This window comes from Filimonas lacunae, assembly GCF_002355595.1.
In the GTDB taxonomy this organism is placed as follows: domain Bacteria; phylum Bacteroidota; class Bacteroidia; order Chitinophagales; family Chitinophagaceae; genus Filimonas; species Filimonas lacunae.
On the sequence record NZ_AP017422.1, the window covers coordinates 5,224,312 to 5,237,088 of the forward strand.

Sequence of the window (12,777 nt, forward strand, 5' to 3'; positions counted from 1 at the left end):
AGTTTCCCTGGTGCAAAGCCAGTTGCCGGAAAAAAGCTAATACGCTTTGTTACCGTTAAATAAATTAGCAAACCAGCTTGCTCCACCCCTGCTCATCCCCCTGTTTCAGTTCTTTTTTACGCTCTTCCATTAGGGTGCGCACCCGGTTTAAATAGGTCCAGCAGGTGCTTTGCCGGATGCCAATAGTGTCGGAAAGTTTCTGGGAAGAGATTTTCCCTTTGGAATTATAGATCAAAAAAACCATGTAGAAAGCCTTGGTAATGGGAATACGGCTGTTTTGAAACAAGGTATTGGCCAGCACAGATTCTTCATAATCACACTGGCCGCACCGGCGGCTGAATAGCTGGTGTCCGGCAAAATAGTGGTGATGCCCGCATTTTTTACAGGCATAAGCGCTGCCCCATTTTAATTGCGCCAAAAACTGGTAACAGCTATCTGCATCCGGATAAATTTTGCTGAACTCTTCAAAATCAACCGATGCAGAAAGCACCCTCGCCTTGGTTACCTTTTCTACATTCGTGCGCAGGCTTTTATTATCCTGCTCCAGCAGGGCATTCATTCGCGAAATTTCTTCTGCCTGCTGCTGCAAAAGCACATTTACTTCATTTAACTCGTTGTTTTGCAGCTCAATAACGCTATTCTTTTCTACCAGCTCTTTCGTTCTTTCTGCCACCTGCTGCTCTAACCGTTGGTTTAAAGCATCTTTCAACAGCACATTCGCAGTCATTTGCTTAATCACTTCCTGCCGGGCACGCTCACGCTTGATAAACAACAAACGCACCTTATCGCCAATAGCAAAAGAGAGGAAAAACATTTCGAGAATAAAACCCAGTGTAAGACTATAATAACTTACCGCTCCAAAATTTAACCAGCGGTATCCCAGCATAATAAAAAACTTGAGCATAAAGCCTGTAAACAAAAAGCTGTAGCCCAGCACAAAAAAGCGGGCGGGCCGGTAGCCTGTTTTAAAACGGTAAATGCCCGCTCCAAAAGCTACCGACAAAGGAATAAGTTCTAAAAACTTATAATTGAACCAAACCGGTTTTATCCACCAGCAAAACAGAAAAAAGATTACCCGCAAGGCTATTACCGCCATAATAAGCCGGTACACACGGGGAAGGCTTTCCTTCACATGCAGCAGTTTGCTGGCAAATAACAAGGTAAACACGCTTAGCCCCAGCTGCGGCACCGCAAAAGCATACTGGTTCCAATGGATGGCATGTGGCCACAGGTATTGGTAAGCAATGCCATCAATACACATTTCGTACAGGCCCACACTTAATATATACAGTACATAATATAAGTATTGCATTTGCCTTACTGCAAAAAACACGATGAGGTTGTACAGGGCAAAAATGAAGATCATCCCATAAAAAAGCCCGAACGATAAATACTCGTCTAAGGCATACCCCACAAAACGGGTTACAGACCGCAATACAATAATAATGTCGGCAATTTGCGACGATTTGATGCGGAAGTAGTACACCTGCTCCCGGTTATTGTTATTATCTACCTGTAGCTCAAAATTCTTATGACGGAACAAACGGTGTTCAAACGGTTGTAAATCGCCAATACGCGTTTCATGGTAATTTCCCTGGTTATCTGGCAGGTAGGCCGTGATATCGTCAATGGTTTGATCGAAAAATTCCAGGATAAACGGCTTATTTACTGCCGAATCGTGTTTTATTTTTACCCGGTACCAGTAATAAATACCTAGTTGTACAATCTGTGGAGTACCCGGCCCTTGATTTTTTTGAAACAGGGCATCGCCCGAATGCAGTATCGTAGAAAAAGGAATGGAGCCAGAACTGTCTTTTAGAAAAGAGATTTCATCTGCCACAAAAATATGTTCTTCCAGCTGCGGGGTAACAGCCACCATACGCTGCGCAAAAACCGGAAAACACCACATCACCAGGCCGAAAGCAGCCCATATAGCCAAGCTTTTTCTCATGCGAACATAAACTAGCCACGAAGGTACACCAGCAATGTTATTAAGAAGCCATTGCCGCCTCTACTGCTTTTTTTACACTGCCATGCGCTAACAGTAATTCTTTGGCTTTATCGTAGCTGAGTTGCAGATTACCTAGCTGCTCCTGCACCATTTTAACGCCCCTGTCAATGAGTTTATCATTACTCAGCTGCATGTTCACCATGCTATTGTCGTGCACACGCCCCAGTTGTATCATCACGCTGGTGCTGATCATGTTTAGTACCAGCTTTTGTGCGGTGCCGCTTTTCATACGGGTGCTGCCGGTAACAAACTCAGGGCCTACTATTACCTCCACCGGGTAGTCAGCCGCTTCGGCCACCGGACTACCGGGGTTACATACAATACACCCCGTGGTAATGCCTTTTTTACGACACTGCCTTAAAGCACCCAACACATATGGAGTAGTGCCACTGGCTGCCACCCCTACCACTACATCTTTTGCCGATACCTGGTAATGCAGCAGATCGGCCCAGCCCTGTTCCAGGCTGTCTTCGGCAAATTCTACCGCCATAGTAATGGCATTATCGCCACCGGCAATAATACCTACCACCAGGCCATAAGGCACACCATACGTGGGCGGACATTCGCTGGCATCTAATATGCCCAGCCTGCCGCTGGTGCCTGCGCCAATATAAAACAGGCGGCCACCTGCCAGCATTTTATCGCTCGCGGCATGTACCAGTTGCTCAATTTGCGGCAATGCTTTTTGCACCGCCTGCGGCACCAGCTGATCTTCCTGGTTGATATGCATTAAAAGCTCGCTCACCTGCATTTGCTCCAGGTGGCGATAGTGTGATGGTTGTTCTGTTACCTTTATGAGGTTATTCATAGTAATATAGCATCAGGAATGGAATTGGATCAAACCCTGCATGGGGCTTTTTAACACACGGCCCAGTTCCAGCTCGTATGTACCGCACAGGTCTTTCAGCACATCTTTAAAACCGAAGGCTACGCTACCGGCAAAGTGAATAGGCATGGTCCAGCTTTCCCGGAACTTATATAAATGCTGGAAGAAAAAGTCGTTCAGGCCATCTTCAATAATATTCTCAATCATGTAGTGTCCGCGGTTTTCGGCCAGGAACACCGCAAAAGAAGCCAGGTAGCGGTTGGCGAGTGGCTTCTTGTACACGTTTTCCAATATCTCCACGCCATTGGTTTCAAAGCGGGCTACAAAACGCGCCTTCAAATCTTCATCAAACGTGTTATACAAAAAGTACTGAATCACCTTTTTGCCCAGGTACGCACCACTGCCTTCATCACCCAGCACATAGCCCAAACCCGGGCTGTCTTTCACAATCTTTTTCCCGTTGTAATAGCAAATGTTACTGCCGGTTCCCAATATGCAGGCCATTCCCTTGTCGTGCTGGCATAAGGCACGGGCAGCGCCAAACATATCGTGGTTTACCTCTTTATGCGCCTGCGGAAACAGCTTTTTTAGCACGCCTTTAATAATCTGCACATTGTTGGGATTGCTAAGCCCGGTGCCGTAATAATACACTTCCTCCACAGTAACCCCTTTTAGCTTGGGTAGCAGCTCCTTTTGCAGTAAAGCCACAATCTGTTCGGATGATAAAAAGTAGGGGCTAATGCCCAATGTCATCATTTTTTTCTTCTTACCCCCATCCAAAAGCTGCCACTCGCACTTGGTGGCGCCACTATCGGCTATTAGCTTCACTGCCATAAAAGGAAATTTAGATGTAATGTCGTGTAATTTAATAATAAGCCAATAAAAACGCATAAAAATGCGCATTCGCCGCTGGTGTATGCAGGATTGTGTTTTTAATGTATTTGTTGGATATTCGCATTTTGAAAACAAAGGATCAAACACAACAGCCCAATGGTAAGTAAAAAATTGAAGGTTTGGCTACCACTGCTTTTTGCTTTGGTATTGACAGCAGGTATGTTTTTAGGGTTTAAGTTAAGAGGAGAGACTGTAACACCGGGGTTCTTTCAAAATGCGAAAAAAAACAGCTTACAGGAAGTATACGACCTGGTACGCAGCCGATACGTGGATGATATTAACCAGGATAGTTTAAGCAATGCGGTGATTGAAGATGTGCTTGCTCACCTGGACCCACACTCGGTATACATTCCACCGGTAGAGGTTGAAGGCGCTACAGAAGACCTGAACGGCAATTTCCAGGGTATTGGCGTTGAGTTCCAGGTATTTTCAGATACCGTGAACGTGTTAAACGTAATAGAAAACGGCCCCTCTTATAAAGCAGGCCTGGAAGTGGGCGATAAAATACTGGCGGTAAACGACACCGCTATGATAGCCGGTAAGAAGATTAAAGCCGATGACGTAAAAAAACTGTTGCGCGGCGCTGGTGGCAGCAAAGTAGTGGTGACTGTTTTACGCAACGGCGATACCCAAAAAATCACCATTACCCGCGGCACTATTCCACTTCCTTCACTGGATGTAGCTTATATGCTTACCCCAGAAACCGGTTTTATACGCCTGAACAAGTTTTCAGAAACTACCTACCAGGAGTTTATGTTTAACCTGGAAACCCTGCAGAAAAAAGGCATGAAAAAGCTGGTGTTAGACCTGCGCGGAAACGGCGGCGGTTACATGAGCGAAGCAGTAGCCATTGCCGACCAGTTTTTAAGCGATACCAAGCTGATTGTATATACCGAAGGTAGCAAAACGCCGCGCCAGGATTACAATGCCAAACTGGATGGTTTATTTGAAAAAGGCCAACTGGTTGTGCTGGTAGATGAAACATCTGCATCGGCCAGTGAAATTTTAGCAGGTGCTTTACAGGATTGGGACCGCGCCACTATTATCGGCCGCAGAACCTTTGGTAAAGGCCTGGTGCAGCAACCATTTCAACTGAGTGATGGAGGCATGTTACGCCTTACCATTGCACGCTACTATACCCCGTTAGGCCGCAACATTCAAAAGCCTTATAACAAAGGCAAAGACAAATACGAAGATGACCTCATCGAACGCCTGCACAATGGCGAGCTGGTAAAAGCAGACACCAGCACCCCTAAAGGCAAGGCTTATAAAACAGCGAAAGGCCATACGGTATATGGTGGCGGTGGCATTACCCCTGATATTTTTGTGCCTTTTGACACAGCCAGTCAGCCACGCCAGATCATTGAACTGTATTTAAAAGGAACCTTAAACAGCTTTGTATATAACTATTATGTAAACAACAAAAGCTTCTTTAAGCAGTTTAAATCAGCAACCGATTTTGCACGCGACTTTAATGCCGGTGATAAAGAATGGGAAGCGATTTCCAATTATGCCCGCAGAGATTCTATTGACCTGAAACCTATTACCGGTAAAAGCAAAACAGACTTTTTGCAAACCATTAAAGCCTACCTGGCCCGCCAGATTTGGCGTACAGAAGGTTACTTTGAGGTAATGAACATGCAGGACCCTATGATTAAAAAGGCGCTGGAACAATAAACCACCGCACTTCTTATATACAATGCCTGGTAACTGATAAAGATTCGCCTTCGTCAGTTATCAGGCATTATTTTTTCTGTTGCCTTTTATTATTCTACTTTTATAGCAATAACCGTAAAATCTATAATACACCTTAATATATGTGGTTAAACAACATACTGGAAACCATAGGTAACACACCTATGATACAGTTAAACAAAATAACGAAAGAGCTGCCCGCTACCGTATTGGCTAAAGTAGATTACTTTAACCCCGGTAACTCCATCAAAGACCGCATGGCATTGAAAATGCTGGAAGTGGCCGAAAAAGAAGGTAAAATAAAACCCGGCGGCACCATTATAGAGTGTACCAGCGGCAACACCGGCATGGGCCTGGCACTGGCCGCAGTGGTAAAAGGTTATAAATGTATTTTCACCACTACCGACAAACAATCCAAAGAAAAGATAGACATATTAAAAGCCGTAGGCGCTGAGGTGATTGTATGCCCTACCAATGTAGAGCCCGACGACCCGCGCAGTTATTATTCCATCGCTAAAAAGCTGGCAGCTGAAATACCCAACAGCTACCATTTTAATCAATACGATAACCTGGCCAACAGGCTGGCGCACTACGAAACCACCGGCCCCGAAATATGGGAACAAACCGAAGGCCGTATCACCCACCTGGTATGTACAGCCGGAACAGGTGGCACCGTAACCGGTACAGCCATGTATTTGAAAGAGAAGAACCCCAACGTTAAAGTATGGGCTATTGATGTATACGGCTCGCTGTTAACCAAATTCTTTCATACCGGCGAAACGGATATGAATGAAGTACACCCCTATGTGTCGGAAGGTTTTGGAGAAGACTTTGTTCCCGAAAACTACGATATGAGCGTGATTGACCACTTTGAGCAGGTAACAGATAAAGATGGGGCTATTATGGCACGCCGCATAGCCAAAGAAGAAGGCCTGTTTTGCGGTTACAGCGCTGGCAGCTGCTTACAAGGTTTGCTACAGTTGAAAAACCACCTGAAAGAAGGTGACCTGGTAGTATGTATTTTTCACGACCACGGCAGCCGCTATGTGGCCAAAATATACAACGATCAGTGGATGATGGAAAGAGGTTTCCTGGATGTGAAATCGTTTAAAGATATTGTCAACAGCCGCAGCAGCAAACGCCTGGTTACCGCCACACCCGAAACCACAGTGGCAGAGACGGTAGAGCTGATGAAGAAGTTTGACATTGAACATATCCCCGTTATTAAAGAAGGCGAACTGATAGGTGCCATTAGCGAAGGCGGGCTGTTTCAGAAAATATTCAGCAACCCCGAAATTAAAACAGCGCAGGTACAGGAAGTACTGGAAGCTCCCTACCCCGTAGTATCGTTCGATACCCCGGTAGAACGTTTAAGCAACTTAATTAATAAAGACAACGGCGCCGTACTGGCAAAAGACGAAAAAGGCGATTACCACATTGTAACCAAATACGATGTTATTCAAAGCCTGGCCAAATAATACAATAGCATTTATCAGATATGAGAGTTTTTAAGTTTGGAGGAGCAAGTGTTAACAGCATAGAAAGAATTCAGCACGCAGCCGCTATTATTCGCGAATACAGTGCCGAAGAGCGTTTGGTCATCATCATTTCCGCCATGGGCAAAACCACCAACGCCCTGGAAAAAGTAGCGGAAGCTTTTTATGCTGGTAAAAAAGAAGAAGCGCTGGAACTGTTTGGCGTTATTAAAAACCAACATATTACCACTGCCAAATACCTGCTGGTAAAACAATACAACGCCTGTTACGCACAGCTGAACGACTTTTTCACCGAAGTAGAATGGCTATTACACGACAAGCCCGTGCGTGATTATGCCTATTACTACGATCAGATTGTTTGCATTGGCGAGCTGTTCAGCACCACTATTGTAAGCTTTTACCTGCAGGAAGTAGACATCAACAACACCTGGCTGGATGTGCGTGACATTATACGCACCGATAACAATTTCCGAAACGCCAATATCCAATGGACCGAAACGGAAACCCGCGTGAAACAGGCTGTGGAAGACGTAGACAACATTGTACTCACCCAGGGCTTTATTGGCTGCACCGACGATAACGAAAGCACCACATTGGGCCGCGAAGGCAGCGACTACACGGCCGCTGTTTTTGCCAATATATTAGGAGCTGAAAACCTCACTATCTGGAAAGATGTGGAAGGCGTAATGAATGCCGATCCAAAAGAGTTTCCGGAAGCGCAGTTGCTGCAAACACTCAGCTTTAACGAGGTGATAGAAATGGCGTATTATGGTGCACAGGTAATTCACCCCAAAACCATCAAACCTTTACAGAACAAGGGCATTCCCCTGCTGGTGAAATGCTTTTTAGATACCTCTTTACCAGGTACTGTTATCAGCAGCCAACGGGTAAAAAACCTACCTCCTATTATGGTGGTAAAGCAACACCAGGCATTGATACACCTGCGTACACACGATTTCTCGTTTGTGGGAGAGCAACCTATGAGCCAGTTATACCAGGTGTTTGGGCAACTAAATATTACTCCTAACCTGGTGCAATCCGGCGCTATTAGCCTGCAAATTTGCCTGGATAATAACAGCGATAAAATTGAGCAACTGGCAACAGCAGTAAGCAACACGTTTGATGTGCAGGTAGAAAAAGACCTTACCCTGTTAACGATAAGGCACTATACCCCACAGCAGGCCGAAGAAAGAACCGCAGATAAAAACATTGTGCTGGTACAAAAAACCAAAGAAACAACACAGGTACTGTACTATAATTAATTCATCAGAACATATTCCCCTTTGCCGTTTACGGAGATAAGGGGAAGTTTCTTTTCTTTCTCAAAGAAATCGTAAGCTTCTTTCAGTTTCACAGCAAAGTGCTGTAAATCCTGGTCGTCTTTAGTAACCCTCGAAAAGTATTCCATGCTTTTAGGGTTATTAAAACGGATGGGGAAAATATGAACGGGGATAAAGTCCTGCCCATTGCTTTTAGCATTGGCGGCCAGTATGTATAATTCTTCAATTTGTGAATCCTGAATAGGAATGCAACCCACGGTTACACAGCTACCATGAATATAAATATCACCACCGGGCTTTAAGGAATCGCTTAAAATACGGTCAGAAGCATTCGGATAGTTCAAACCTAACGACAGGTGGTACACACTACGCGGGTTAAACTCGTTGATATAGTAAAAACCTTCCGGCACCTGGTAATCGCCCGAAATACGTTTAGGCCCTATAGAACCGGCCATAGCACACACCTTATAAGTTTTAAACAGCTTAAAGTCTTCTGCATTAGAACCACGCACCCATACTTCCAGCTGGCTATCGTATTTAAAAGAACGAACATATATCTGTTTTGCAGGCCACTGTAAACCAGCCGCTGCAAACTGTTTTTTCAAGGTATCCTCCTTCAACTTAACCGCATAAGCCACACGGGGTTGCGCCTTCTGCAGATCTAAAAAAGTCTGTTGTCCAAACATCACATTTACACAGGAAACCAAAATAATGGCCAGAATACTTCTCTTCATAGAGTCGAAATTATCTAATAAATGGCATTTACGCCATTTACGAATACTTAAATTTCTATTATACGTACATGCAGACTAACGCAACAAAGGAAGGTTTATTTTAAAAATGCTGCTAAAAGGGAAGAATTAAAAAGTCCATGACTTGGAAAAGTCATGGACTGTACACTTCGAATTTATAAACCTATTTTATAAGTTACCTCTCAGTTCCTGCTCGCGCTCAATGGCTTCAAACAGGGCTTTAAAGTTTCCTTTTCCAAAGCTTTTAGCGCCTTTACGCTGTATAATTTCAAAAAACAGGGTTGGACGGTCCTGTACCGGCTTGCTGAACAATTGCAGCAAGTAGCCTTCATCATCACGATCTACCAGGATACCCAGGTTTTTCAGCGGCTCAATATCTTCATCAATTTTACCTACCCTGTCTAACAGGTCATCATAATAAGTGCTGGGCACTTTTAAAAACTCAACGCCGCGGTTCATCAGTTCCGTTACGGTGGCCACGATATCATTGGTGGCTATGGCTACGTGCTGTACGCCTTCGCCATTGTAAAACTCCAGGTATTCTTCAATCTGCGACTTTCTTTTGCCTTCAGCGGGTTCGTTGATCGGGAATTTTACAAAGCCGTTGCCGTTACTCATCACCTTACTCATTAAAGCAGAGTATTCGGTAGAGATATCGCTATCATCAAACGACAGAATGTTGCGGAAGCCCATTACATCTTCATAAAAGCTTACCCATTTGTTCATTTGGTTCCAGCCTACGTTGCCTACGCAATGATCTACGTATAATAAGCCGGTAGAGGTAGGTTTAAAATGGGGGTTCTCCCATTTTACATAACCCGGCATAAACACACCATTGTAATCTTTACGCTCTACAAACAAATGCACCGTATCGCCATACAGCTTAATACCACTTAACACTACAGCACCATCCTTATCTTCCAGGCGTTGTGGAATGTAATGGTTTTCGGCGCCGCGCTGGGTGGTTTTTTCCCAGGCATCGGTGGCATCATTCACGCGCAGGGCAAGGGCTTTCACCCCATCACCATGCTTATATATATGATCGGCTATTTCGTTATCCGGGCGGATAGGCGTGGTTAACACAAAAGTGAGTTTGTTTTGACGCACCACGTAACTGGATTTGTCTTTTACCCCTGTTTCAGGACCCGCATAGGCCAGGGCCTGAAAACCAAAGGCGCTCATATAATAGTGGGCGGCTTGTTTGGCGTTTCCTACATAAAATTCAACATAATCCGTGCCTTCCAAAGGCAGGAAATCGGCCTGCGCATCTACCGCAGCCTTTCCGGCAATCATCGTTTCCATAAATAATTGTAATAAGCGTTAATGATAACTATCTGATCAGTAGTATATTTCTGTGTAAATACAGTAAAGGAGAGATACTATAGCGAACCCATGGCCAGGGTCTCCATTAATAACACGTAACCACCACGGCGGTCGCCAAATCTTTTATGTGGGTAATCTGGTAGCATCGTTGCTAACAAATATAACAAAAGAACCGAAAAGAGATACCAAACCGTAACCTTATCTTCGCAGATTACAGATTTACCACATTATGAAGATTGGAATTTTAGGCGGTGGCCAGCTGGGCCGTATGTTATTACAGGCGGGAGCCAATTATGTAGTAGAAACCTATGTATTGGAAAACGACGAAAACTGCCCTGCAGCGCATTTGTGTCACCACTTTGTGAAAGGAGATATCCGTGATTTCGATACCGTATACCAGTTTGGCAAACAGCTAAACGCTATTACCATTGAAATTGAAAGCGTAAACGTAGAAGCCCTGGAAAAGCTGGAAGCAGAAGGCGTAAAAGTATTTCCACGCCCTTCGGCTATTAAAACCATCAAGAATAAAATAACCCAGAAGCAATTTTATAAGCAGCAGGAAGTGCCTACCTCCCCTTTTGAAGTAACCGAAAACCTGGCCGCCCTGCAAAACCTTGCTTCCTTTTTACCAGCCGTACATAAAGTAGGCGAAGGTGGCTACGATGGCAAAGGCGTTCAGGTAATACAGGATGCCAGAGACCTGGAAAAAGGCTTTAACGCACCTTCCGTTTTAGAAAAAATGGTAAGGATTAAAAAGGAAATAGCCCTGATTGTGGCTATGAACGAAAAAGGCGAAACGGCTATTTACCCTCCTGCCGAAATGGTGTTTGACCAGGTATTAAACCTGCTCGACTACCAGTTAAGCCCCGTACAATTACCAAAAGAACAACTGTGGAAAGCAGAAGCCATTGCCCTGCGGGTGGTAAAAGGCCTGCAAAGCCCAGGTTTGTTTGCAGTGGAATTGTTTATTGACGAAAAAGACGAAGTGCTGGTGAACGAAACCGCACCACGTGTACATAACAGCGGCCACCATACTATTGAAGCCAACTATTGCAGCCAGTATGATATGCTGTGGCGCATTATGCTGGGTTATCCTTTAGGTAACACAGCCGCCATACTGCCCTCTTCCATCGTAAACATTTTAGGTTCCGAAGGACACACCGGCAAGGCCGTATACGAAGGGCTGGACGAAGTATTGAAAATGGAAAACGTGTTTGTACACCTGTACGGTAAAACCGAAACCAAACCGGGCCGTAAAATGGGTCACGTTACCATCATCAGCAACGAAAGAATTGACCTTACCTATAAGGCACATAAAATCAAAAACACTTTAAAAGTAATTTCTGCATAGGATATGACAGCACAAAACGCACCACTGGTTGGTATTATAATGGGTAGCGATAGCGACCTGAATATTATGCAGGATGCTGCTGCAGTAATGCAGGAGTTTGGAATTCCTTTTGAATTAACGGTAGTATCGGCCCACCGCACTCCCCTGCGCATGATTAACTATGCACAGCAGGCGGCTCAACGTGGGTTAAAAGTAATTATAGCCGGTGCGGGTGGTGCAGCACATTTACCCGGCATGGTAGCTTCTGTTACTTCTTTACCGGTAATTGGCGTTCCCGTTAAATCGTCTAATTCTATTGATGGCTGGGATTCGGTATTGTCTATTTTACAAATGCCTAATGGCGTTCCGGTAGCTACCGTGGCTTTAAATGCAGCCAAAAACGCCGGTTTGCTGGCAGCTCAGATCATTGGCACATCCGACAGTGCTATTGCGCAAAAGATGGATACCTATAAAGCTAACATGAACCAGGCCGTATTGGATAAAGCGGGTAAATTAAGCAAAGACTGGCCTAACAACTTTGATTAGTAAGCAAAGCATATTTTGAATAATTCGCAGGTTGGGGATGAACTACTATTAACGCGTTTATCAAAAGGCGATAAACTGGCGTTTGATCAACTGTATCAGCAATACAGCCATCCCCTGTACCTGAACCTGTTAAAGCTTACCAAATCGGAAGCCATTGCCGAAGAGCTGTTACAGGAGATTTTTGTAAGAATCTGGAATAAGAAAGATACACTGGACATACACACAGGTTTGGGCAACTATCTGTTTAAGATAAGCCAGAACCTGGTGTATGATTTCTTTAGAAAAGCGAAACAGGACAAACAGCTGCGTTCACAAATAATAGCTGTAGCCGCCGAAGAATACACCCATATTGAAGAAAACCTGCTGTCTAAAGAAAATCGCACCCTCCTTCACCGCGCCATTTCCACCCTTCCTCCTGTGCGCCAACAGGTGTTTAAGCTCTGTAAACTGGAAGGAAAATCATACGACGAAGTTGCAGAAGAATTGGGCATCGGTGTAAGCACGGTAAACGATCATATCGTAAAAGCTACCAAACATATCAAAAGATATTTTCCCATTATCTTACTCATTATCAGCACACTAAACAACTAATTAAAAAATATTCACTTTTTTTTCAAAACAGAG

The 12,777-nt window shown here is 44.5% G+C and carries 11 protein-coding genes; 6 read left to right on the plus strand and 5 right to left on the minus strand.

Annotated elements, in window-relative coordinates; all coding sequences use genetic code 11:
* Positions 1 to 64 precede the first annotated feature (64 nt).
* From FLA_RS20490 to FLA_RS20500, 3 genes are read right to left on the minus strand one after another with little or no spacing between them, the layout of a single operon-like run.
* Entirely contained in the window at positions 65 to 1,951 is a 1,887-nt protein-coding gene (locus FLA_RS20490; RefSeq protein WP_076382101.1) for a 7TM diverse intracellular signaling domain-containing protein, read from the minus strand.
* A 40-nt stretch (positions 1,952 to 1,991) separates the two neighbouring features.
* Positions 1,992 to 2,819 carry an N-acetylmuramic acid 6-phosphate etherase gene (gene murQ / locus FLA_RS20495; protein WP_076382102.1) on the minus strand — a complete coding sequence of 276 codons (828 nt, stop codon included), beginning with the start codon at positions 2,817 to 2,819 and terminating at the stop codon, positions 1,992 to 1,994.
* Between the two features lie 12 nt (positions 2,820 to 2,831).
* Positions 2,832 to 3,671, minus strand: coding sequence for an N-acetylglucosamine kinase (locus FLA_RS20500; RefSeq protein WP_084206507.1), 840 nt, complete (start codon positions 3,669 to 3,671; stop codon positions 2,832 to 2,834).
* Positions 3,672 to 3,827: 156 nt separating this feature from the next.
* Between FLA_RS20500 and FLA_RS20505 the strand changes: the two genes are divergently transcribed.
* The 3 genes from FLA_RS20505 (at position 3,828) to FLA_RS20515 (ending at position 8,184) form a co-directional block, all read left to right on the plus strand.
* Positions 3,828 to 5,408 carry a S41 family peptidase gene (locus tag FLA_RS20505; protein WP_076382103.1) on the plus strand — a complete coding sequence of 527 codons (1,581 nt, stop codon included), beginning with the start codon at positions 3,828 to 3,830 and terminating at the stop codon, positions 5,406 to 5,408.
* A gap of 140 nt (positions 5,409 to 5,548) precedes the next feature.
* Entirely contained in the window at positions 5,549 to 6,904 is a 1,356-nt protein-coding gene (locus tag FLA_RS20510) for a pyridoxal-phosphate dependent enzyme (protein WP_076382104.1), read from the plus strand.
* A gap of 20 nt (positions 6,905 to 6,924) precedes the next feature.
* Positions 6,925 to 8,184: an aspartate kinase gene (locus FLA_RS20515; RefSeq protein ID WP_076382105.1), complete on the plus strand. Its 1,260-nt coding sequence runs from the start codon at positions 6,925 to 6,927 to the stop codon at positions 8,182 to 8,184.
* Here FLA_RS20515 and FLA_RS20520 read toward each other — a convergent pair.
* Positions 8,181 to 8,936 carry a L,D-transpeptidase family protein gene (locus tag FLA_RS20520; RefSeq protein WP_076382106.1) on the minus strand — a complete coding sequence of 252 codons (756 nt, stop codon included), beginning with the start codon at positions 8,934 to 8,936 and terminating at the stop codon, positions 8,181 to 8,183. The genes FLA_RS20515 and FLA_RS20520 overlap by 4 nt on opposite strands.
* A 186-nt stretch (positions 8,937 to 9,122) precedes the next feature.
* Entirely contained in the window at positions 9,123 to 10,256 is a 1,134-nt protein-coding gene (gene hppD / locus FLA_RS20525) for a 4-hydroxyphenylpyruvate dioxygenase (protein WP_076382107.1), read from the minus strand.
* Positions 10,257 to 10,506: 250 nt separating this feature from the next.
* Here hppD and FLA_RS20530 point away from each other — a divergent pair, with 250 nt between their 5' ends.
* Genes FLA_RS20530 through FLA_RS20540 form a run of 3 tightly spaced genes read left to right on the plus strand, consistent with a single transcriptional unit; the run spans position 10,507 to position 12,744 of the window.
* A complete protein-coding gene (locus FLA_RS20530) occupies positions 10,507 to 11,628 on the plus strand; it encodes a 5-(carboxyamino)imidazole ribonucleotide synthase (RefSeq protein ID WP_076382108.1) in 1,122 nt (373 codons plus the stop codon).
* A gap of 3 nt (positions 11,629 to 11,631) precedes the next feature.
* Positions 11,632 to 12,153 carry a 5-(carboxyamino)imidazole ribonucleotide mutase gene (gene purE / locus FLA_RS20535; RefSeq protein WP_076382109.1) on the plus strand — a complete coding sequence of 174 codons (522 nt, stop codon included), beginning with the start codon at positions 11,632 to 11,634 and terminating at the stop codon, positions 12,151 to 12,153.
* Positions 12,154 to 12,168: 15 nt separating this feature from the next.
* Positions 12,169 to 12,744 carry an RNA polymerase sigma factor gene (locus tag FLA_RS20540; protein ID WP_076382110.1) on the plus strand — a complete coding sequence of 192 codons (576 nt, stop codon included), beginning with the start codon at positions 12,169 to 12,171 and terminating at the stop codon, positions 12,742 to 12,744.
* Positions 12,745 to 12,777: the final 33 nt, after the last annotated feature.

Bases quoted from the DNA above. Each gene is read 5' to 3' on its own strand.
- FLA_RS20500 (WP_084206507.1), bottom strand. From the start codon at position 3,671: ATGGCAGTGAAGCTAATAGCCGATAGTGGCGCCACCAAGTGCGAGTGG.
- FLA_RS20520 (WP_076382106.1), bottom strand. From the start codon at position 8,936: ATGAAGAGAAGTATTCTGGCCATTATTTTGGTTTCCTGTGTAAATGTG.
- FLA_RS20515 (WP_076382105.1), top strand. From the start codon at position 6,925: ATGAGAGTTTTTAAGTTTGGAGGAGCAAGTGTTAACAGCATAGAAAGA.
- FLA_RS20530 (WP_076382108.1), top strand. From the start codon at position 10,507: ATGAAGATTGGAATTTTAGGCGGTGGCCAGCTGGGCCGTATGTTATTA.
- FLA_RS20490 (WP_076382101.1), bottom strand. From the start codon at position 1,951: ATGAGAAAAAGCTTGGCTATATGGGCTGCTTTCGGCCTGGTGATGTGG.
- purE (WP_076382109.1), top strand. From the start codon at position 11,632: ATGACAGCACAAAACGCACCACTGGTTGGTATTATAATGGGTAGCGAT.
- FLA_RS20510 (WP_076382104.1), top strand. From the start codon at position 5,549: ATGTGGTTAAACAACATACTGGAAACCATAGGTAACACACCTATGATA.
- hppD (WP_076382107.1), bottom strand. From the start codon at position 10,256: ATGGAAACGATGATTGCCGGAAAGGCTGCGGTAGATGCGCAGGCCGAT.
- FLA_RS20505 (WP_076382103.1), top strand. From the start codon at position 3,828: ATGGTAAGTAAAAAATTGAAGGTTTGGCTACCACTGCTTTTTGCTTTG.
- murQ (WP_076382102.1), bottom strand. From the start codon at position 2,819: ATGAATAACCTCATAAAGGTAACAGAACAACCATCACACTATCGCCAC.